The sequence below is a fragment of the Clostridium omnivorum genome (assembly GCF_026012015.1).
GTDB lineage: Bacteria > Bacillota > Clostridia > Clostridiales > Clostridiaceae > Clostridium_AX > Clostridium_AX omnivorum.
Genome location: NZ_BRXR01000001.1, coordinates 1,742,273 through 1,763,323, shown reverse-complemented (window position 1 = coordinate 1,763,323; position 21,051 = coordinate 1,742,273). Strand labels below are relative to the sequence as shown.

Below are 21,051 nucleotides of genomic sequence, written 5' to 3'. Positions count from 1 at the left end.
AGATTTTTTTAGAATTCCTATTTATAGATTTCTGCAATCCATGTGAAATTTACAACATGTTCAAATGTAATTTTTAAATTAAGCTTAGCTATATATTCTTTTAAATCTTCTACAATAAAAAAATGTTTGCTTTCTATGAAGCTCCATAAATCTTCTCTGTTACTTTTTAATAGATTTGCTGTACATTGTTGTTTTGATTTCATATTTTCAAACATAAAGTCTATTAATATAGCCCTTTTATTTTTGCTAAGTAAAAACATATTAAGGAGTGCCTTTTGCTGATCTTCTTCAGTTAGCCCATGTAACACATAGGAGGATACTACAATGTCAGCTTTTTCTTTTATATTTGATATATCTAAAATGCTATTTTCAATAAAATTCATTTTAGGGTATTTCCTTTTACCTTCTTGAAGCATTTCAGAATTCTTATCAATTCCTATAACATTGATTTTTTCACTTAGAGGACCGCATAAATTACCTGTGCCACACCCAAAATCAATTATGTTTTTTATATCATGTTCTATTATTTTTCCTCTTATCTTTAAGAAGGTGTCTTCATATTTATCAAATAATCCAAGTTCATCTCCTGATTTTTCTTGGACTATCTTATCATATATTGCACCCTTGTTTAAAACTTCCATTTTTACTTCCTTTCCACAAATGCTTTTCTATTTAGTAATTTATAAATTATTTACGTACAGTTTTAATTAGATCTTTTATAGCATCGATTACTATCCATTCTTTTTCTATCTGTATGTAATGACCACTGCCATCACTTGAAACTAGTTTGCTTTTATCTGATAAATCCAGATATTCTAATGAAGAATTTACGGCTGAAATTACTGTTATTGGAACATTTCTAAGTGTGTCTTTTTTTGTTATTTCTTTTACTTGATTGCCACTTTCTACAACATCTAGATGGGGCTCAAGTTTAGCTAGGTCGGCTAAATACCCTGATTCTTCTTTGTTAAAAACATCATACTTATCTGAAGGTGTGCAGTCAAGAAATAAAATACCACTAACTTCATCAGGATATGTACCAGCAAATAATCTTGCATTATAGCCTCCGATTGAATGCGCAACTATAATATAAGGACCCTTAACATTTGCCTTCTCTAAAAGGGTATGTAGCTCATGAACTTGATCTAAGCTGGTTTTGTGTAGGTTATTTTCATCAGGGTCACTATATCCAAGTCCAGCTCTATCGTAAGAAAATGTTCTTGTAATTTTTGCAATTTCTGGCTGTACTAAATCCCAGTTTAAATTGTACTTACCTAGACCTGATTCAAATAGTACAGTTGGCTTTCCTTTTCCAACACAATTAACATTTAAACCATATCCACCAATATCAATCTTACCATTTATAGTTCTTGTATCTAATATAGATTCCTTGGGCTTAAATACACCAAATACTGAGCATATAACTAATATGCCAATTAATAGTACAGTTGAAAGAATTATTAAACTTAATTTTTTCTTTTTTATAAACATTGTACCCCCCCATTAATTCTTTTGGATTGTATTTAAAATTAAAAAAATAAACCATTAATTGATTCATAATAGTTTAGCAAATATAATTTAAGGTAATTATACCATACTATGTATATTTTTTCCTAAAGCCTAGTGATTAAATTTATATTAACTCCTAGGTTATAGCTGCTTATAAAAATCACATTAACTTCACACAAAACCTTGATATTTTTGCAATAATCCATATGTATAATTTAAAACATAGAAGGAAGTAAAACTTCTGATACACATATAAATTAAAAGTTCCCCCTTTTAATATAGAATCAAAAAATAGTAAGCATATGCGGATTCCCCCTTTTCCACATATGCTTTTCTATTTAGTGATTGGACAATCATTTTTAGTTGACTCAGTTAAGCAGCATATTGATTTACTTCTCTTTAGCTTTTGTTTTAGGCAGCAAACCTACAAGTCCCAAACAAAGTACAATAATGCCGGCAACTACCAAGATGCATGTAGTCATTGCACTAGCCCCTCCTGATTTTTCAGAAACATTAAAAAATATGGTTGTTATTATGGCTGAACCTATAGCAGCTGCAAGCTGCTGTATTGCGCTCAGGGAACCACTTGCACTGCCTGTTTCCTCCTGTGAGACATCACCAATAGCAATATCATAAATACTACTAATGCATGCTCCCATACCGAGGCCTAGAACGAAAATAGCAGGGACACCTATCAAGATACTTACTGTGGCACCTTTAATAGAAATTATTGCAAATAGGCTAAGAGTGCCGGCTAAAGTAGTTAACAGTCCTAAGGCCACAAGTTTACGTCCAAGAGTAGTGAGCAGCGGCCTGCAAATTAAAGAAGAAATAATAATTCCAATTGCTATTGGCGTCATACCAATTGCTGCTTTGGATGGAGTGAAGTGAAGTATTAGTTGAAAAAATAGAGATATTACATATACAAATCCATTTAAAACAGCGAAAAACCCAAGTTCCATCAATAACCCTGATGTAAATCCCTTGTTGGATAAAAGGGTTGGTTTTATTAAAGGATTAGCGGCATATTTTTGACGAAACCCGAAAGCCACAGACATTACAATCCCTCCAATAATACATGTAATTGGTAGAGCCCTCCAACCATTAGTGGAGCCTTCAATTAATCCGTAAATAAGTCCAAGCATCATAAGGCCTAATAATAGGGAGCCTATAATGTCAAGCTTCTCATCAGAGTTGGCTTTGTCATGGGGCAGCACTTTCAATGCTGCAATAAAGCCAATTATGCCAAAGGAGATATTAATAAGGAACATGGGCCTCCAGTGAAGGCCACCGATATTAGCGTCGATAATTAATCCAGCAACAATAGGTCCGCAAATCGATGCGAGTCCCATAATAGGTCCGAAAGCACTAAAAGCTTTTGGCAATTGTTCGCGAGAAAAGGTAGCCATTAGAATACTTACTCCCTGAGGAATAAGTAATGCCCCGAAGCTGCCCTGAATGAGCCTTCCCGCTATAATCATTGTTGGGTTAACTGCTAGGCCACATATTGCAGAAGCAATTGTAAAGCCGGCTATGCCTGTTAAATACATCTTCCTTTTACCATACCTATCCCCTAATCTGCCTCCAATAACAAGCAAAACACCAATTGCCAATGCATAACTAGCACCTAGCCACTTTATCAGTGATTGTCCACCTCCGATATCATTAACAATTGATGGAGCTGCAATATTGGTTATTGTTGAGTCCATTAAGTCAAGAGTATTTGCAATAAGAACAATTGCTAAAATAATTCGCAAGCGTAATGATAGGCGTGATGGATCATTTGCTTTGCTGTCTATACTTATATTAGTTTCATTATTAATCATAGCTGCTACCTCCAGTGTTATGAAAATTTAATATATTTTTTTCATTGCAATATAAAGCAGAAATTTAAACATGCCATTATGTTATTTTATAGTGTATAGGTACTATACACTATGGGCAAAAAAATATTTCTATCTTAAAGGCCTTAAATTACAAAGTTTAACTTATACATGTGTCAAAATAGTGAATCCTCAATACTTTTTCACCATGTATAAGTTAATAGTTGAGTTTAAAATCCTTTATCCTCAAAAATATTTAATTCGCTTTCTAAGGTTGCTAAAAATTCCTTTAGAAAATTGATTTTTTCTTCTGATTCACCATTTAATAGCTCAGCCAGTATCTGATCGAGATCTTGATGAAATTTTTGATGGTTAGCATATGCTATTTCACCCATGGGAGATAATTTTAATAAAAACTTAGAGGCGTTATTTATATCTCGCTCTTTAACTATTAAGCCCTTTTTTTGTAGCTTAATTGCAATCTGTGACACTGCTCCTTTCGTAACTCCCAAATTCTCAGCCAGTCTAGTTATATGAATCCCTTTATTTTCTTTTATTGCCTTAATCATATGAATTTCAGAATGAAATAATGGGGTATCAGTTCCATAATAACGGGCTTTCTTATCAATTTCTAAAACTTTCTCAGTTAATGCCAAAAGCAGATAACTGATTTTAACTTCTTTTATATTATCTAAATTCATCATATGAATAGTGTATAGTACCTATACGCTATTGTCAATATAAAATATCAAAAGGTTTTTATGGTTCCATCCCTAAAAGCTGACATAAAAATATCCTTGAATTGGCTTCCACACCTTGAAACTTCACCCATTACCTTATCGATACCTTCTTCAGAATTAAACCAGTTAGCTTTAGTAATCCCGTTAACCCCTGAAGGGCATATAATAAATTCAGTTTGAGGATATGCAATCTGATAATACATTAAACAGCGCCTTGCATGAAAGGATTTGCAGCTTATAATAGCCTTTTTAATTTCCAAGTTATGATTATCTGTGATCTTTCTGGATAATAGGGCATTTTCATATGTATATTGAGCCTCATCCTCTCTTAGCACAGCCTTTTCATCAACCCCGTTTTTAACAAGAACAGCTTTTAAAAATTCCCATTCGGTATTGTATTTCTCATTATATTCAGCTGCTTTTGAAAGAGCCCCAGGAAAGTATCCACGTTTTACGCTGTATTTTCCTGAAGGAAGAATTATATTAGAATATCCTTCATGCCATAGTCTTGCAGCTTCTTCTGCAATTTCAGGATAAGAACCTCCAGGAATAAAAATTATATCTGCCTTTTGTGGCATATCTTCAATAAAAATAAAGTTTGATATATCATCTATAATCTTCATATGTATGTCTCCTATGTGTGTTTATATATCGGATAGAATATAGCCTTATTCAGGTTATTTTATATTGATATTTAAGGTTGATTCAAAGAACTGAGCGGTCTGTCCTTCTTTGTGCTCATAGCGCAATACTAATTTTTCGTTACCTTTATTCAAAGATTTAAAATATAAATTTTCTCTATCATAGTCATCACCGTCAGTTCTAGGTTTAAATAAATATTTAGGAATAGAGATTTTAGTTTTCTTAATAAAATCAATTGTAGCAGTATTAAATTTATTTTTAATGTTCCAGGTATATGCTATAGTGCTGTTTGCATGAAGAGAAATTATGAAGTTAGTGTTTTGTGGGATGGTTATATCTGTAGCTCCACCATCAGTAATTATATGTTCTTCAACATATGCGGTGTTGTTTTCAAGCAAGATAACGGATATATATTTTCTATTAATATCTGTAGAATAATTAAATTTCTGGTTACTTAGCAATTTATCAAGTTTACCAATATTACTGAAGGCAAAATTATATTTTAATGGGGGATTGCTGCAATTTGAAACTATAATTCTTTTAGGAGAGATTATGAATGCAATTAGAATAATTACTGGTATGAAAAGTAATAAGTACTTTTTAGATTTGATGATAGCCACATCCTTTCTTAACAAGGTAGCGTTATAAAAGGAGATTACGTTTAAACAATTTATTGTTTTTTCTTAAAACTATCCCTTTTAAGAAAAGTTATTACTATTGATTCACAAAGTATATAAAATAAACATGCTGCCTGAATATTGTTTCTTCGCAATAAAACTTCAATATCTGATACACCTGTTTTATGGAAATAAGTATAGGAGCCAATTACATAAGCAATAATTCCTATAATTTCTAATAATACTATATATACTGTAGTTGTATACTCTCTTTTTCTTATATCATTATAAGTTATGTATACAAGAAAGAGAAAAACTAGTAAACAAAATACTACTGTGATTACATACTTTACCTTTCTCGAAGGAATTAAGTCAATAATATTCGGTAGACATAATAGCAAAATAAATAAAATTATTATAAAAGAAACTATAATGCTTTTATTATGTATTCTCATAAACCTTCTCCTTTTTAATTATTTTTGACTTCGCTTTATGTCTAAAACACGTGAAACTTCACGAGTAATTTTCTTATGATAAACATCTCTTGAGGTAATTATACTATATAATGTATATTTTTTCCTATATATAAATTAAGAGTTTCCACTTTCCACATATGCTTTTCTATTTAGAGATCAATAAAATTATGTAACTATGTTAAAATTTAAATTGCACAATTACGTGGTATATAATAGACTAAATGGATAATTGTACATTATGTGAAATAAAGTTTATATATTTTAAATTGAGCTGCTTAATTTTGTAGAATATTGTAACGAAATACGATTTTGAAAGTCTTATATATGAAAGGCGGTGAGAATGTGACGGAATTTGAAGCTGTATACTCCGAGTATTTTAAGGATGTATATAGATATATGTTATGTCTTTCTAAAAATGAAAGTATTGCAGAGGATATAACACAAGAAACATTTTTTAAAGCATTAAAAAATATTGATAGCTTTAAAGGGAATTGTAAGATGAGTGCTTGGCTATGCCAAATAGCTAAAAACTCATATTTTTCATATTTAAAGAAAGAACAAAATAATGTTGAAAGAGTTGAAGATATAACCGATGTTTTTCACATTGATTTAGAACAAATATTAGTTGACGATGAAAGTGCATTTGAAATTCATAAATTACTCCATAATTTAGAAGAACCATATAAAGAAGTATTTACATTGCGTTTTTTTGGAGATTTATCGTTTTTAAAAATAGCTGAATTGTTTGGTAAAACAGAAAGCTGGGCAAGAGTCACTTATCATCGTGCAAGAATAAAATTAAAGGAGAAGTTAATATGAGATTATCATGTGAAGTAATTAGAGATTTGCTACCATTGTATTATGATAAAGTTTGTAGTAAAGACAGTTCTTCGTTGGTAGAAGAACATTTAGCAAGCTGCCCTCAATGTTTAGATGAATTGCAAAAACTTAAAGTGGATTTAGAAAAACCAATTATTTCAGATGGGGGGATAAAAGTAATGAAAAATATTTCAGACACATGGAAAAAGGATAAGAGGATTTCGTTCACAAAAGGTATTATGTTGGTTTCGGCCTTAGCAGCTATGACTTGTATAATTGCCTTTAATGTTATAGGTTCAAAAGTTTTGCCAGATGGCACATTGGTTGAGCCATTCGCATTAATACCAATCGCATATATATTTGTTTTAGTGTTTATCATTTCACTAATATGCAACTTTGTATTTTTAAAGAAGCGTAAAATTAACACTAAGTAAAATGAGCATATGTGAAGTTAAGCTAATTTACATATGCTTAAAAGATGAATTAAAGGAACTCTTCATTGAAGGAGTTCCTTTAAAAATGTTATTTAAAAGCACTGTTCCTAAACAGAGCCTAAAAAATGCACCTGTAGATTAATCCACCATTACAATATCAAAAGCAAAAGGAAATTCCTCAGCTTTTTTATTTTTAAAATCAACTTTATAGCCAGTTCCATCTTTGTAAAAAAAGCCTTGCCTTAATTCTATTTTTACATAACACATACTTTCATCATTTTCGTCATTGTGGGCAAAATACCAGGGATCAAATACTTTTATCAACTTTTCTCTTATTTCATGATTTTTTTCATATAATGGATGTCCAATATTATAGGCAGTTCCACTAAAACGATAAAGCTTATTGCACATTGATACTTCTGAATTTTTTTCGATTTCTTGTACTTTTTGTGATTTTGCATAAGTAACAATATAAAAAGCACCGTCATCATAAAAGGTGTCTACAAACCTAACTGAGGGAATATTATCACTTGATGTTGCTAAAGCAAATTGATAATCTTTTGCAAATAATTCTTTTAAGACATTTAAGCTTTTTTCGTAGGTATTCATTTTTACATCTCCTTTAAGAACATTACATTGAAATTTTATGTTTATTTTGTTTATAAAATCATAAGTCAAAGCGTTCTTTTATCATTTTTGCAACATGCTCTGCTAAAACATTGGAATTATCAATTTTTATATAATTATCAAACTGTATTTCACCATCATTACTAATGCATCTATATCTTTTGTCATCATTGATAAGCCTTTGATTAGAGACTTCAATATCCCTTTTTGAAGCCTTATGCTTTAACCGATTTTCAGTGGTATTTCTTTGCAATCTTATTTCTTGAGATGCAACAAGTTCCACATAATAAACATCAGCACCGTTTTTCTTGAAAATATTGGTTACATGTTCAATATAATCCCAATCAGACTTTTGGTCAAAAGCCCACATATATGTAAATATTAATCCATAGTTTTCTGAGGCTACAAATTCTTCAAAAATAACCTCTCTCATTCTACTTATTGCTTTTCCATGAAAATGGCCAAACACTTCAATAACTGGTTCAATGGTTAAATGGTTATGAAATAAGCGTAAATCTGTAATTTTCATAAGTTCTTGTCCAACTGTCATTTTTCCTACGGCTGCATCTCCAATTAAAAATACTAACTTCAAAAAATCCCTCCTAAACTCAAAAGCCGCTGCTTCTAATTATGACCTTTAGAAATTGCGTAGTAATAGCAATGGTGCATTATCCCGTGGTAGTTAATATCATCTTCTTTTGCGATTTTTGCCATACCGCATTTTTGCATTACTTTAATACTAGCAGCGTTATCCTCAAAAGCACCTGCTACTATTTGGTGAAATCCTTTACGAAACAACTCGTCTATAACTGCTTTTAGCATCTCTGAAGCATACCCCATGTTCTTTTGCATGGGGTGGATAACATATCCCAATTCAATTACTCCGTCACCAATTTCTACATCATTTACAAATCCAATCAATTGCTGATTTAAATAGATACCGCGTTCATAGTGCTCGTCAGAATAGGAGAAGGCTTGTAGCTTTTTGAACATACTTATAGCTTTTTCTTCAGTTTGAAAATCAGGAATCATAAAACTTTCCTTGATTTCTTCATTTGTTAATAACTCAATCATTGCAGCCTGATCAGTATCTTGAAAGGGTTTAATCTCTAACCGTTTTGTCTTTATGACTTTGTTCATTTCAATCCCTCACTTTTTTTACTATTATAGTTGATTAGATAAATTATCAATTATGATTTTTCTGACAGTATAGCTTATCTATGGCTTTATATAAACAAATCCTTCGCTTTGCTTTTTAACAAGTTCAACAACCCCAGCAGGGACAATATCTATAAAGTCAAAAATATTATCCTTTTTTATATCAAATGCCATTAAAGCATTGTTGCAAGCTACAAATTTTACACTCTTTTTATTTAAGCTTTCCATAGTATTAATGTCTGCATTTAAATCTTGACTTGCATCATAATACTTAACTGCCTCTGAATTAGCTAAAACCTCAACATAAAGCTTATCATTATCCATACTATTTATTAGATTGCTAACGTTTCCTAATAGAAGCTTCCACTTATTAAGCTCATCAATGTGAAATATAACCTTATATTCTGGCATAATGTTCACAACCTTTCTTTTTATAACCTTATAATCTATTGAGAAAATTATTTTTACTATGCTTTTTTACACTAATAATTCTAAGGAATCCAAATCAGCCATTTTAAATATGAAAGCACGTGAAGAATTGTGATTATATTCATATACAGAACCTATTATATTTACGGGTTTAGACCTTCCATTAAATCCTTCAAATTTGTATTCCTTACCATCTACTATAATGGTACCTTCTATTCGGTTTGTAAAATGTAGGTTAAAGCCAATTATTGATCCTTGATATATTCCTCTATATAATTTGGCATCTATTTTAGCGGTTACTTTCTCTTCTGTGCCTGGTTTTAATACAGTTACATTATTAAATGTTTTGTGTACTATAATTGGCTTTCTATAATTATATATTCCTATAAAATATACAAGCATAGCTATGCAAAGCATAATCAAAATATAAGTTCTCTTATATGATTTCTTCATATGGCTTTTAGCCTCCATCCGTATTAATTATTATGCTGTATCTTAATAGCCTGTGATTCAAATTAACGGTGGTCAATTATCCTTAAAAACCTGTTTACATATCTTGCATCAAGATCACAGTACTCAGAGTTATCTGAAGAGGATACTTTTTCTACTTTACCAGTTTTCATAATTAAGTTATCAAATACTTCAAGTTCTAAGTAAGTATCCTCAAATTTACTGTTTGCCTGATAAAAGTTTATTTTTTTGCCATTATTAAAGGTTACAATATAGTAGAATTCTCCTGCATTCTTTTTAAATGTATTAAGTAATTTTCCTTTGAATCCAGTTTGAACATTAGAAATATCACTATATGAATATGTTTTACCTAGGGGATTATAAAAGCTATAGTCAATAATTTTATTTTCTGTTACCACGGTAACAGCAGTAATACACATATATAATAAAATAATATTAAGGAGAATAGCTGCAGCTATATTTTTTTTAACATACTCAACAAGCTTATATGCCCACTTCAATTCAGAATTTTCAACCTTTTTATATAATATTGAACATAGAAATCCAATGATTTCTATCTCAAAAAAGAAAACAAGGTAACTATATGGTGGTTTAAACATATACATTAAATAATCTCTTGGAGCAAAAAGCATTTCTTGCAGCTTTGATATCCCTGCAAAAACAGCCATGGTTAGTATTAATGAAACCAAAATACTTGATAGCAGAGTTACTGTACCCTTAATCTTTTTACTAGGCTGTTTTAAAAATCTATTCCAAGATAAGGTAAGTAAAATTATACTTATTATAGTTAGTATAATATTTATTCCAATAAAGTCGTATTTCTTATTAATAATATTAAAAAGAAGCCATAAAAGTGGTCCACTTAATGCTAACGTTTTTAGAATTTGAATACCTAATGAAACTTGTTCAAGCTCCTTAATTTCATCTATAAATTCATCTTTAGTTTTCATTAAAGCGAACTCCTGTTTTAAAAATTACATCGGTTAAAGTATTAAAAAAACCTATTAATATTCCCAAGCCAATATAATTGAAATTAAAGAAATCTTTAATTTCAACGCATAAAGCAACACTAATAACCATAATAATAAGTCTCGCTAATGTTCTCCGTTTAAGCTTGTCCATGAATTCTTGAACTCTAGCAAATACTTTTAATATACTTTTATTTAATATATTAAATATTAGGCTAAATATAAGTGAAGACACAATAACAAATACCAAGCAGATAAGAAAATCAGTAATAAATCTCATAAATTTTACTCCTTTTTATTTTATAAAAGGTTACTAACGCACCTTAAGGTAATTATACTATACAATGTATATTTTTTCCTATACACTATTAGTTAAATTAATTTCAAATCTCGTGTTATACCAGCTTATAAAAATCACATTGATTTCAAACAAAGCCTTGATACTTTTGCAATAATTAGTATGTATAATATAAAACATAGAAGGAAAACAAACTTCTAATACATATAAAAAAGTAAGCCTTAATTCTTAATCCAAGGCTTACTTTAAATAAAACTAATGTTAAATATATTTAATTGTATAGTTGGGCTGTGATGAATTAACAATAAGACGATATATTAAAAGAATATGTACTAGCCATTGATTTTTTCCAGTCTATATACTATCATATGATAAATTCGGTCACTGTAGTATCCTTCATCATCAACCCTATTTACTTCTATAAATTTGCACCTTTCTAAAAGTTTAATAGACTTTATGTTTTTTTCTTCTGTATATGCTTCTAATGCACTTAAATTCATTGCGTTAAAGCCATAATCTACTACACTTAATAATGCTTCTTTCATTAAGCCTTTATTTTGATAGTCAGGAGTAATTCCATAACCAAGTTCGGCGCTTTTTTGTTCCAAGTTAATGTTCCAAATACAAATAGAGCCAATCACTTTTTTTGACTGCCTATGTTCAATTGCCCAAATAATCGATTTACCTTCATCAATACCTTTATTCATTTTATTAATATATGCTTTTGTTTCTTCTTGGTTTTCATCCAACCTTGAATCAGTGTATTCACTCATTCGGGGATCTTTTCTTAATTGAAAAATATCATAAGTATCATCATGTGTAATTCTTCTTAATAATAAGTTTTTTGTCTCTATGATCGGAAAAGGATTGAAAGTAAACATGTTTCTTCCTCCTATACTATATATTTAGTTTCTCATATATTGTAGCTGTCTACTAGATTATAGTGTATGAATTGCCGTGGGCAGGGTGAATTTTTCTTGTTTTATTTATTTGCCAATACAACCTTATAAAAGAAAAATTTTGCATTAAGAAAATTTCTTAATTGCCGTATTTCTTTTTCCAATTATCCTGCCACTGCTTAAAACTTAATCCTGTTACTTCTTCTAATGTTTTACCATCTAATGAACTGTATGCTCCATCCACATTAGCATTTGGATAAGAGTATCCTCCAATAATTTTATTATCTGTCATCATAATGTATATGTTTACGCCGCTTTTAGCATTTTTATCTTGTTTTAGCATAGGGTGATTTTTTACTGTAAAACCATATACCGTTATTTCTTTGCCAAAATAATCATCGGGCTCTACTGTTTGTACTCCCCAGCATTGTCGATAGGGGATTGTCTCTGTTCCACCATAAAGTTTACTTTTTTCTAGCACATATTTTTCTATTTGTCCTTTTCTAGCTGTTATCTTATAGCCTTTAGATTTGACAAAGTCTTCTGCTGTTTTTTCATCTCCAGTAATTTTTCGAGTACATCCGCTAAAAATAAAAAGTATTAAAGTGAATAGGATAAATGAGAACTTCCTCATAAAATTCCCCCAAAATGGTTATGCTTTATATTTTACCATTATATAAATTATAAAGTTTCCCTATCATAGCCATTACCATAATTCATGATGAACTATATCCTCTAAATTCTTTCTTGGCCTGGGTTTAGGAGTCTCATTAGGGTAACCAACTGTTATAACCCCAACTACATATTTATCAGAAGGTATATTTAATACCGGTCTAATTTCTTCTTGTGTAAAATCCCCAACCCAGCAAGTTCCCAGTCCCAAATTAGTGGCTTGTAGGAGCATATATCCTACTGAAATCGCTGTATCTCTGATTATCCGTTTTACTTCATCTTGTGGACTATTATCATCAATTGATATATCTTCTTTTATTCTACATCGTACATCTGCAACACATACTATAAAGACAGGGGCTGTTAACATCCACTTTTGATTATGGGAAGCCTCCATTATTTTCTCTCTCATTTCTTTAGATTCTACTACTACATAATGCCATGGTTGTGTGTTATTACCTGAAGGAGCTAATCTTGCACTTTCAAGTATTTCAGTTATTTTTTCATTTTCAACTGGTTTATCAATATACTTTCTTATGCTTCTACGCATTTCAATTTCTTTAATCATATTTTTGTTCTCCATATCACAAAATATTTTATAGCTATAAATTTTCCTTAAAAGAAAATTACGAAACATGTAATTATAAGGTTATATTCATTTTTTGTATGTTACAATCATCTTTGGTGAAAGATATTTCCCTATTTGAAAGATAATCCTCCCAATCGCCATTTTGTATATCGGTAATGGAATTCCTGGAGCATATCTCATACCAACATACTTTTTCCAAAAAACTCCGTCTTGTGTTGAGTATTCTGATCCAGGTGTATATTCCTTACACATGGCTTGGAATAAGTTGAAAGGAATTAAAACTCCAATTTTCGGAGAATGAAGTTTTTTTGATTTTAAATCCATATAAAACGCCTTAGATATTTTAAATGCCTTTTTTTTATGCTTTTCAGTTGGTTTATAGGCATTCCAACTCAATGCAACAATAGGCAATTGATAGCATTTATTAAATCCCCAGCCTGGTAAGGTATTAGCTAGAGATTGTGTAACACTATTTGCAGAAACACCGCCTGTAGTTGAAATAATCAAAGCCTTTTTATAAAAGTATCTGGGGCGATGAAGTAAAAATGCTAAATGGTCGGTAAAATTTTTAGTAATGGCAGTAACAGCACCTTGAAAACAGGAAACAGAAAAAATTACCCCATCACAACCTTCAATTTTATCCATAATAGGCTGGATATACTGATTATGAGGACAAAAAATAAGCCCCTCTCTAAAACACATGCTACAGCCTATACAAAATGGAATATTTAGTTCACTTAAATGTATCTCCTCAAATTTTACTGTATTATCTATAACTGCTATTTGCTCTTTTACTTCCTCCGTTAAAAGCCATGTATTTCCTTTATGTGGACTACCATTGATTATCAATATTTTCATTTCACATATCTCCATTATATTATTAAATATATATTATTTACTTCGTCTTTTTTTACCAATACGACGTTTTAATAGAACTTTACGAACTAAATATCTTCTTGGCAATAATAAGACATTGGGTATAATCCCACTTAGGTCTTTGCTCACCAAAGAATTCAGTAAATACATTTTGTATAACAATTGCTAATTCTTCAACATCCTGTATATTAGGTAGAGCGTTGATAATCTCATGTATTTCATCATCATATTCATTATCAGGGCAATAAATACATAACAAATTTGCGGGGTCCCATTCGTCAATAATACTTTTAACTTTATTCATAATAAGAACCTCCTATAGTTCGTACTTTTTTACAGTTAAGACGCAAGATAAGAAAAGTGTGAATTAATCCCATTGCCCTGGAAATCTTAATTTTTGAAGCTTAGGGAATTTTTTATTATATTCCTCTACTTCTTCTTCTGGAAGATTTTCAAAAGCTTCTGATTCATAGAATTTTCCTTTTATGCCTTTCATGCCATCTTGAGTTAATTCAATTCCCATAAAGGCATCAAAGTTTCTGCCATCAGCAGTTGTAATATTAAAGTTGTCACAGGTTTTAAAGCCTATTCGAGGATAATAATCTGGTTCTCCAAAGATTACAATGCCTTTATAACCTTTATTTGTAGCTAAATTCATGGTTTCACGGAGTAGCAGCTCGCCAACTCCACAGCCTTGCCATTTAGGTTCTACACAAAGAGGTCCAAAGGTTATAATTTCATGAGTATCTGCACCATCAACAATTCGTGACTTTGAATACATTATACAACCTATTACCTTACCATCCTTAACTGCAATTCTGCTTAGCTCTGGAAGGTAGTCTTTATCTTCACGTAATTTATGCACAAGGTAATGCTCGTCACAGCCAAGATGATGTTTATTCCAAAATGCACGCTGTGCCATTAACTCTACATTGTACCAATCGTCCTTTGTTTCCATTCTAATTTCTATTTCCTCAGCACTAATTCTTCTCTTTTTTTCTGGAAACCATCCCAGTTCTAACCTTACTTCTTTTCTTTGTAAGTCATTGTTTTTGTAGCAACAGGTATCCATACCAATGAAGGTGAAGCCTTCATGCTGATAAAAGTCAATTGCATTAACATTACAGGATTGAGTTTCTAGTATAATAGCTCGACGACGTTCTCTTCTTGCTTGTTCTTTTGCCATTTCAATTAACGTATGGCCTATTCCTTGCTTTTGATATTTTTCTGCTACCCATAGCTCTGTAACTCTTAGACGGTTAGACCATAATTCTGGATCAGTTTCAATTGCAGCAACTAATTCGCCTTTATCTAATACTCCCCAAGCATAGGCATTCTCCCAGTGGTCTTCATATAACTTATCTGGGAAATCATATTCTTCTGGTGTATGAGTTACAGGCTCTGTAAAGTCTTTCTTTTCTATTTCAATAGCAAAGCCGTTATCATTTTTATTTACTATAACATCATAATACTTTTTTGTTTTATACCTTATTGGAATTATGGTTCCCTTCCACGTTTCCTTTGGTAAATGTATAATTTCATATTCCATAGGCTTTAGCCTCCCTTTCTTTATCAGTTATCTTTTCCGTTTAATTTGTTTAAAATAATATCCACCTTTTTATCTAGCTCTTTACTTTTATTTATATAATTTTTAATACCTATTATTGCTTTGTATATTACTAGTATAATAGCAACTATTAAGGCAAAATTAATGAGAGTAGCAATAACAGTAAGAATGTTAATTTCCATATAGATCACTCCTTTGATATGTACTGGTTATTTGAGCAAAAAAGAATGTTGTGAATTAATTCCCCACATGTCAATGCATCTGCATTATTTTGTTTCATCAATAAATTTTTTTATTGCTATAGAAACCGCCTCTCCATGGCCTGTTATTAGGTGCCCTCCAGTTTCAAAGATGGCTGTTTTGGCATTTGTACGTGCAATGAATTTTTTAGCACTCTCATATTTTGCCATGGGGTCATCCTTTGCATGAACAACTAAAATAGGGGCTGTAATTTTTTCAACTTTATAGTCATCAAAATTAATATCCATGTCTAAATTTGTTATTGCTTCATCTGCCATTATTCCTTCTTTACGAGGTTTTACTGGAAGCATAGTACTATATACAGCATTGTTAATGTCAGAGTTAAACATGGATTTGAAGATAAAACCGAAATACTTTGTAGAAAGCCACATTGGGAAATTATTAACTATTGGTGCAGGTGGTCCCTGCAGCCCTTTTATTTCTTCCCGTGTCTTTTTCCCGGCAGGCATTCCAGATGAAAGAAGAATTAGTCCTTTTACCCGGTCAGGATACTCAATTGCAAATGAAATTCCTGCTGCTCCTCCAGCGGATGTAGTAAGAACATATGCCTTTTGAATTCCAAGATTATCAAGCAAGTTTAAAAATGCTTTTGCTTGATTTTTTGGTGTTGGTTCGGATGGCAAATCAGAACTAGGGTAACCAAAACGTGATGGTGCTATCTTCCGATAGCCATTGCCTACAAGCCCATCTAATGATACTAACCCCTGGTCATATCCTCCAAAGATACCATGAGATATGAGTATTGCTTCTCCTGAACCCTCATCCATATAACTTAATTTACCATACTCAGTATTAATAGCTTTGACAGTATAATGATTCAGTCTTTTATATGCAGCATGAATATCAATAGCATATTGTATTGCTATAATAATTCCAAGTGCAATGAAAATTAATAATATATACATCCCCATATGCTTGTACCTCCTTAACCCTTAATTTTTACCTCTTAGTTCTTAACTAAATAACAAATTACTATTAATGAGCATTATATAGTAATACTCTAATATTATTTAATTAGTTGAATAAATGAATATCCTAATTTAACACCATAAAATATTAATATTACTCCACAAATTACGTTAATCCATTTTATCAGCTTATTAAATTTGCTGCGGAACTTTGATACTAGAATTGCTAGTGAATTAAACCAAACAAATGAAGCAATACAAACTCCTAATATAAAATACTTTGACATTTCTGAAGGTAGTGAAGCCTTAAATCCTCCTAATAATAAAGAACCATCAATTATTGCTTGAGGATTAAGCCAGGTTACTGCAAAACATGAAGCAATAATTTTAATTAAAGAATCATCTCCATTTTTGCTGTCTGATACTTTTGAAGTTGAACGTATTAACCCAATACCTATGTAAGTTACAATTACGCTCCCAAGTAAAAGTATTATTTCTTTTAGTAAAAGACACTTATCAATCAACAAGCCTATTCCAAAAAAACATGAAATAGCAAGTGAAATGTCAAAGAAAACAGTTATAAGCGCGACTTGATACGTTCTTAATTTGCTTTGACTTGTTGCTGTATTAATTACGTATAAATTTTGCGCTCCTATAGGTGCTACATAGGCAAGTCCAAATAATAGTCCTTGTAATAAATACTTCATCCTTTGTTTACTCCATTCTACAAATATCCTTTAAATTTAGATTTACAATATATACAACAATTCGCTTAAGCTTGTAATTTCTCTATCTGGAACATAGTACTCTGTTTTGGGTCTTTGCATTCCACCAAAGCCTTGCTTAACCCATATTGTTTTCATGCCAATGGATTTTGCAGGAAAGATATCATTGTCTAAACGATCTCCAACCATAACTGTTTCAGAGACCTTGCAGCCTGACTTTTCAACAGCTATTTGAAAGAGTTTCATATCGGGCTTCATAATCTGATAATCCCAGGACGAAATGATAAATGAAAAATACTTTAAAATCCCAAGGGAATTTAACCTGTCTACAAGTCCATCCGTTTGATTAGCAATGATGCCAAGCTTATATTTTTGTGATAATGCTTGTAAAACTAGATCAACATCATTGTATAGTTTTTCAAGCTCATGGCGGTAGGGGGCAGATTTTGAAAAACCAAACTTCTTTACAACTGTCCTGTATTGAGGCTTGTATGCTAAAGATGCATTAATAATTTCTTCATATATTTGCTTAGCAGAGAGACCAAGCTTCTTTGCATCTTCCATTTCTGCTTGCTCTATGCATCTTTGCTCCCATACAGCATCCTCATTAACCAATGTATCACCTATATCGAAAAAAATACATTTTATATTTTCCATTACTTAACCTCTTTTTTTTAAAATAGACATATATGTCCTCCAGAAGAAGTAGTAAAATACGAAACTGCTTACCTACCATTATATACCATATTACTAATAAATGAAGCCCCTTGTAAGGTCCTTCAACTATAAAAAAGAAAAAGAAAAACAAAAAGAAAAACAACTATAAAAAAAGTTTTTTCTCTAAGGGTAACTTTTTTACATTTTGCATATTTACAGATTGTAATAGCAATTTGTATTTCAGGGGGAGTGGGAAGAAGTATGGATAAGAGGAGCTTTGAGAATTATTTTAATGTTTTAAATAAGCTTGCTGATAGGGAAAGGATTCTTTGGAAGGTTCACTATGATACATATATTGATCAAAGGGGCAGCTATGTTTTGAGACTAAACTATAGAAAGTTTATGACCAGGCTTATTGAGTATTATTCATCTGCTGCAGTGGCTCATATGCTTGAGAATATGAACTTAGCTAAAGACATGAAGGAACTTCAAGAGCATTTTGAGAGCTATGAGGATTATATAAGTCCGAGCTGGCTTGAGGCTGACAGCTTCAGAAAGGAGCTAAGAACTAAGGCTTATTGTATAGATAGCAGTTATCCGGTTATGTTTTATCATGAGGAGAATTTAAGAGAAAGGTCCATGTACAGGTCAGCTATTATAGACATACATAAACTTCAGTCAGAGGGTGTAGTTATAGACAAGTTGCTTTCTGATAATAGAAAAATAGAAGGGCAGGGGAGATAGTATGGCGAGGTATAGAAGTATTCAAACTAGCTTTTGGCAAGATAATTTTATAGTTAAGCTGCCACTTATAGAAAAGAGCTTTTACAGCTACATATTGACTAATTCTAGGACAAATCAATGCGGTATTTATAATTTTTCTATAACCTTTTCTGCTATTGAATTAGGCTGCAGTGAAGAGGGAATTAGGGAGCTTATAAACAAGTTTGTTCAGTATGGAAAGATCTTATATGATACTGAAAATGAAGAGATTATGATATTAAATTGGTACAAGTATAATCTAAACACCAGCAGAAACACCCTTATATGTGTAAATAGGGAGCTGGAGGAGGTAAAAAATAAGGAGTTTATTAAAAGATTTTATGAGCTGTGCAAGCTAAAAAGATATCCTCTTGAGATTATCTTTAATGGAATAGAGGTGGGAGAGCCAATAGAGGCAAAGAAAGACATAGAACCAGCAGGAAAAGAGGGTGCAGCAGATAAAAAAGCTACCATGGCAGATGTAGTTAAGCATTTTAGTACCAATATTCATTTAATAACACCCATAGAGCTGGAGGATTTAAAGGATTGGTGCGGCAAGCTTAATGAAGATATTGTAATTATGGCAATTGATGAAGCTGTGCGTAATAATGCAAGAAACATAAAATATATAAGTGGAATTCTTATAAATTGGCATAGTGAGGGCTTGAAAGGGGTGGAGGATGTAAAGTTATTTATGAAAAGCTGGCAGGAAAAGAGCGGTAAAAAGCCAAAGGTAAATGAGGGGTATAACAATGCTGGCGCTTATAAGGTAGTGGCGGAGGTAGGAGCAAATGGAGAAGAGTAAGTTTGTAAATACTGATGCAGAGATGGAAGTATTGGGTGCAATATTTATTGATAATGTGGTTATGAAGGATATTATAGATATTTTAAAGCCTGAGGACTTTTATAATACGGCTCACGGAATTATATATAGTGCCATGTGCAGACTCTACATAGCGGGTACACCAATAGACACTACCACAATTGTTCATGAACTAGGGGAAAGTGTTTCCGAAGTTGGCGGTATAACTTACATATCACAGCTTGTAAGCAGCAGCATCAGTGCCAGCAATGTATTAGTCCATTGCAGTATTGTTAAGTATAAAGCTAGAAGGAGAATGCTCTATTCTGCCCTAAATCAATGCCTTCTAGATGTGAAAAACACTGACACTAAAAATGATGAGCTTATTGAAAGACTTGAAAATCAATTTAAAAGCATAGAAGCCTATGAGACTAAGAGGGACGGAAAACTAGAAGAAACGGCAGAAAAGTACCTTATGCTCTTAGAGCAGAGATGCAAAAATCAGGGAGTAACAGGGGGATATGCTACAGGGTTAAAGCTAATAGATAAATTTTCAGGGGGCTTTCAAAAGCAGGACTTGATTATCCTTGCAGCAAGGCCCTCCATGGGAAAATCAGCTGTGGCACTGAATATGGCTGCTAACATGACACTAGATAATGACCTTAAGGTAGCAGTTTTTCAGCTGGAGATGAATCAACTGTCTACCTTTGAAAGGATAATTGCCAATAAGGCAGCTGTACCTATGGATAGGTTAAAAAAGGGGGAGCTTCTTGATGAAGAATGGGGAGAGGTAGTATATAAAACCAACAGCCTGCAGAGTTCTGGACTGAATATTTATGATGATGTTTATTCACTAAGGGATATACGCTCGGAATGCAAAAGGCTGAAGCTGAAAAATGGCTTGGATGTTGTTTTTGTGGACTACCTTCAGCTAATAGAAAATGGCAGCGATATTGAGAGCAGAAATGAAAATGTGAGCAAGATTTCAAGGGGACTTAAACTGTTGGCTAAGGAGCTGGATATCACAGTAGTAGCACTTTCTCAGCTTTCAAGAGCACCAGAGGCAAGGAATAATCATAGACCGCACCTTTCAGACTTAAGGGATTCTGGTTCTATTGAGCAGGATGCGGATATGGTGATGTTTCTCTATAGAGATGAATATTATAACGGGGACAGTGAGGACGCTGGACTTATAGAATTTATTATAGCTAAGCACAGGAACGGTGAGACTGGAACTATTAAAGCTAGATGGCAGGGGAAGTATCAGAGAGTGGTGGCTTGAAGGTAGAATTAAAAACAACAGGCTTTTGCCTGTTGTTTTT

Annotated in this window: 30 protein-coding genes; 6 read left to right on the top strand and 24 right to left on the bottom strand. The window is 31.9% G+C overall.

Annotation, left to right across the window (positions count from 1 at the left end):
• Positions 1–17 precede the first annotated feature (17 nt).
• The 7 genes from bsdE14_RS08205 to bsdE14_RS08175 all read right to left on the bottom strand — a co-directional run bounded on the left by bsdE14_RS08205 (position 18) and on the right by bsdE14_RS08175 (position 5,786).
• Complete coding sequence (locus bsdE14_RS08205) at positions 18–641, bottom strand: class I SAM-dependent methyltransferase (RefSeq protein WP_264849444.1); 624 nt, start codon at positions 639–641, stop codon at positions 18–20.
• 46 nt (positions 642–687) lie between these two features.
• A complete protein-coding gene (locus bsdE14_RS08200) occupies positions 688–1,491 on the bottom strand; it encodes an alpha/beta fold hydrolase (RefSeq protein WP_264849443.1) in 804 nt (267 codons plus the stop codon).
• Between the two features lie 407 nt (positions 1,492–1,898).
• A complete protein-coding gene (locus tag bsdE14_RS08195; protein ID WP_264849442.1) occupies positions 1,899–3,335 on the bottom strand; it encodes an MFS transporter in 1,437 nt (478 codons plus the stop codon).
• Between the two features lie 227 nt (positions 3,336–3,562).
• Entirely contained in the window at positions 3,563–4,036 is a 474-nt protein-coding gene (locus bsdE14_RS08190; RefSeq protein ID WP_264849441.1) for a MarR family winged helix-turn-helix transcriptional regulator, read from the bottom strand.
• Positions 4,037–4,080: 44 nt separating this feature from the next.
• On the bottom strand, positions 4,081–4,695 hold the full coding sequence (locus bsdE14_RS08185; protein WP_264849440.1) for a YdcF family protein: 615 nt from the start codon (positions 4,693–4,695) through the stop codon (positions 4,081–4,083).
• A 54-nt stretch (positions 4,696–4,749) separates the two neighbouring features.
• Positions 4,750–5,112 carry a hypothetical protein gene (locus bsdE14_RS08180; RefSeq protein WP_264849439.1) on the bottom strand — a complete coding sequence of 121 codons (363 nt, stop codon included), beginning with the start codon at positions 5,110–5,112 and terminating at the stop codon, positions 4,750–4,752.
• 272 nt (positions 5,113–5,384) lie between these two features.
• Entirely contained in the window at positions 5,385–5,786 is a 402-nt protein-coding gene (locus bsdE14_RS08175; RefSeq protein ID WP_264849438.1) for a hypothetical protein, read from the bottom strand.
• Positions 5,787–6,149: 363 nt separating this feature from the next.
• On the opposite strand from bsdE14_RS08175, the gene bsdE14_RS08170 reads away from it, so the two are divergent.
• Genes bsdE14_RS08170 through bsdE14_RS08160 form a run of 3 tightly spaced genes read left to right on the top strand, consistent with a single transcriptional unit; the run spans position 6,150 to position 7,202 of the window.
• Entirely contained in the window at positions 6,150–6,626 is a 477-nt protein-coding gene (locus bsdE14_RS08170) for an RNA polymerase sigma factor (protein WP_264852245.1), read from the top strand.
• Positions 6,623–7,060, top strand: coding sequence for a DUF3955 domain-containing protein (locus bsdE14_RS08165; RefSeq protein WP_264849437.1), 438 nt, complete (start codon positions 6,623–6,625; stop codon positions 7,058–7,060). The genes bsdE14_RS08170 and bsdE14_RS08165 overlap by 4 nt, the downstream gene beginning before the upstream one ends.
• A 1-nt stretch (position 7,061) precedes the next feature.
• Positions 7,062–7,202 (top strand): hypothetical protein, encoded by a 141-nt coding sequence (locus bsdE14_RS08160; RefSeq protein ID WP_264849436.1) that lies wholly within the window; start codon positions 7,062–7,064, stop codon positions 7,200–7,202.
• On the opposite strand, the gene bsdE14_RS08155 is transcribed toward bsdE14_RS08160, so the two are convergent.
• The 17 genes from bsdE14_RS08155 to bsdE14_RS08075 all read right to left on the bottom strand — a co-directional run bounded on the left by bsdE14_RS08155 (position 7,199) and on the right by bsdE14_RS08075 (position 18,165).
• Positions 7,199–7,669: a pyridoxamine 5'-phosphate oxidase family protein gene (locus tag bsdE14_RS08155; RefSeq protein ID WP_264849435.1), complete on the bottom strand. Its 471-nt coding sequence runs from the start codon at positions 7,667–7,669 to the stop codon at positions 7,199–7,201. The two genes, bsdE14_RS08160 and bsdE14_RS08155, sit on opposite strands and share 4 nt — an antisense overlap.
• A gap of 58 nt (positions 7,670–7,727) precedes the next feature.
• Positions 7,728–8,279 carry an AAA family ATPase gene (locus bsdE14_RS08150; protein WP_264849434.1) on the bottom strand — a complete coding sequence of 184 codons (552 nt, stop codon included), beginning with the start codon at positions 8,277–8,279 and terminating at the stop codon, positions 7,728–7,730.
• Between the two features lie 32 nt (positions 8,280–8,311).
• The gene (locus bsdE14_RS08145) at positions 8,312–8,827 is read right to left on the bottom strand and encodes a GNAT family N-acetyltransferase (RefSeq protein ID WP_264849433.1); all 516 of its coding nucleotides are present in this window, start codon (positions 8,825–8,827) and stop codon (positions 8,312–8,314) included.
• Between the two features lie 78 nt (positions 8,828–8,905).
• Positions 8,906–9,256 (bottom strand): DsrE family protein, encoded by a 351-nt coding sequence (locus bsdE14_RS08140; protein WP_264849432.1) that lies wholly within the window; start codon positions 9,254–9,256, stop codon positions 8,906–8,908.
• Positions 9,257–9,322: 66 nt separating this feature from the next.
• Positions 9,323–9,727, bottom strand: coding sequence for a hypothetical protein (locus bsdE14_RS08135; protein ID WP_264849431.1), 405 nt, complete (start codon positions 9,725–9,727; stop codon positions 9,323–9,325).
• Between the two features lie 62 nt (positions 9,728–9,789).
• Entirely contained in the window at positions 9,790–10,695 is a 906-nt protein-coding gene (locus bsdE14_RS08130) for a MerR family transcriptional regulator (protein ID WP_264849430.1), read from the bottom strand.
• Positions 10,685–10,993: a hypothetical protein gene (locus tag bsdE14_RS08125; RefSeq protein WP_264849429.1), complete on the bottom strand. Its 309-nt coding sequence runs from the start codon at positions 10,991–10,993 to the stop codon at positions 10,685–10,687. Before bsdE14_RS08125 ends, bsdE14_RS08130 begins: the two co-directional genes overlap by 11 nt.
• 350 nt (positions 10,994–11,343) lie before the next feature.
• Positions 11,344–11,892: a GNAT family N-acetyltransferase gene (locus bsdE14_RS08120; RefSeq protein ID WP_264849428.1), complete on the bottom strand. Its 549-nt coding sequence runs from the start codon at positions 11,890–11,892 to the stop codon at positions 11,344–11,346.
• 157 nt (positions 11,893–12,049) lie between these two features.
• Positions 12,050–12,544, bottom strand: a complete 495-nt coding sequence (locus bsdE14_RS08115) for a DUF4830 domain-containing protein (RefSeq protein WP_264849427.1) — start codon at positions 12,542–12,544, stop codon at positions 12,050–12,052.
• Between the two features lie 72 nt (positions 12,545–12,616).
• Positions 12,617–13,150 carry a nitroreductase family protein gene (locus bsdE14_RS08110; protein ID WP_264849426.1) on the bottom strand — a complete coding sequence of 178 codons (534 nt, stop codon included), beginning with the start codon at positions 13,148–13,150 and terminating at the stop codon, positions 12,617–12,619.
• Positions 13,151–13,237: 87 nt separating this feature from the next.
• The gene (locus tag bsdE14_RS08105) at positions 13,238–14,029 is read right to left on the bottom strand and encodes a flavodoxin family protein (RefSeq protein ID WP_264849425.1); all 792 of its coding nucleotides are present in this window, start codon (positions 14,027–14,029) and stop codon (positions 13,238–13,240) included.
• A gap of 79 nt (positions 14,030–14,108) precedes the next feature.
• Positions 14,109–14,351, bottom strand: coding sequence for a YugE family protein (locus tag bsdE14_RS08100; RefSeq protein ID WP_264849424.1), 243 nt, complete (start codon positions 14,349–14,351; stop codon positions 14,109–14,111).
• Positions 14,352–14,414: 63 nt separating this feature from the next.
• The gene (locus tag bsdE14_RS08095) at positions 14,415–15,596 is read right to left on the bottom strand and encodes a GNAT family N-acetyltransferase (RefSeq protein WP_264849423.1); all 1,182 of its coding nucleotides are present in this window, start codon (positions 15,594–15,596) and stop codon (positions 14,415–14,417) included.
• A 23-nt stretch (positions 15,597–15,619) separates the two neighbouring features.
• Positions 15,620–15,796 carry a hypothetical protein gene (locus tag bsdE14_RS08090; protein ID WP_264849422.1) on the bottom strand — a complete coding sequence of 59 codons (177 nt, stop codon included), beginning with the start codon at positions 15,794–15,796 and terminating at the stop codon, positions 15,620–15,622.
• 84 nt (positions 15,797–15,880) lie between these two features.
• Positions 15,881–16,786: an alpha/beta fold hydrolase gene (locus bsdE14_RS08085; protein WP_264849421.1), complete on the bottom strand. Its 906-nt coding sequence runs from the start codon at positions 16,784–16,786 to the stop codon at positions 15,881–15,883.
• A 95-nt stretch (positions 16,787–16,881) separates the two neighbouring features.
• Positions 16,882–17,490 (bottom strand): LysE/ArgO family amino acid transporter, encoded by a 609-nt coding sequence (locus tag bsdE14_RS08080; protein ID WP_264849420.1) that lies wholly within the window; start codon positions 17,488–17,490, stop codon positions 16,882–16,884.
• A 42-nt stretch (positions 17,491–17,532) separates the two neighbouring features.
• On the bottom strand, positions 17,533–18,165 hold the full coding sequence (locus bsdE14_RS08075; protein WP_264849419.1) for an HAD family hydrolase: 633 nt from the start codon (positions 18,163–18,165) through the stop codon (positions 17,533–17,535).
• 261 nt (positions 18,166–18,426) lie between these two features.
• On the opposite strand from bsdE14_RS08075, the gene bsdE14_RS08070 reads away from it, so the two are divergent.
• The 3 genes from bsdE14_RS08070 to dnaB are packed head-to-tail and all read left to right on the top strand — an operon-like array spanning position 18,427 to position 21,011.
• Complete coding sequence (locus bsdE14_RS08070) at positions 18,427–18,909, top strand: hypothetical protein (protein ID WP_264849418.1); 483 nt, start codon at positions 18,427–18,429, stop codon at positions 18,907–18,909.
• A gap of 1 nt (position 18,910) precedes the next feature.
• Entirely contained in the window at positions 18,911–19,732 is an 822-nt protein-coding gene (locus bsdE14_RS08065) for a DnaD domain-containing protein (RefSeq protein WP_264849417.1), read from the top strand.
• Entirely contained in the window at positions 19,719–21,011 is a 1,293-nt protein-coding gene (gene dnaB, locus bsdE14_RS08060) for a replicative DNA helicase (RefSeq protein WP_264849416.1), read from the top strand. The genes bsdE14_RS08065 and dnaB overlap by 14 nt, the downstream gene beginning before the upstream one ends.
• The last annotated feature ends 40 nt before the right edge of the window (positions 21,012–21,051 follow it).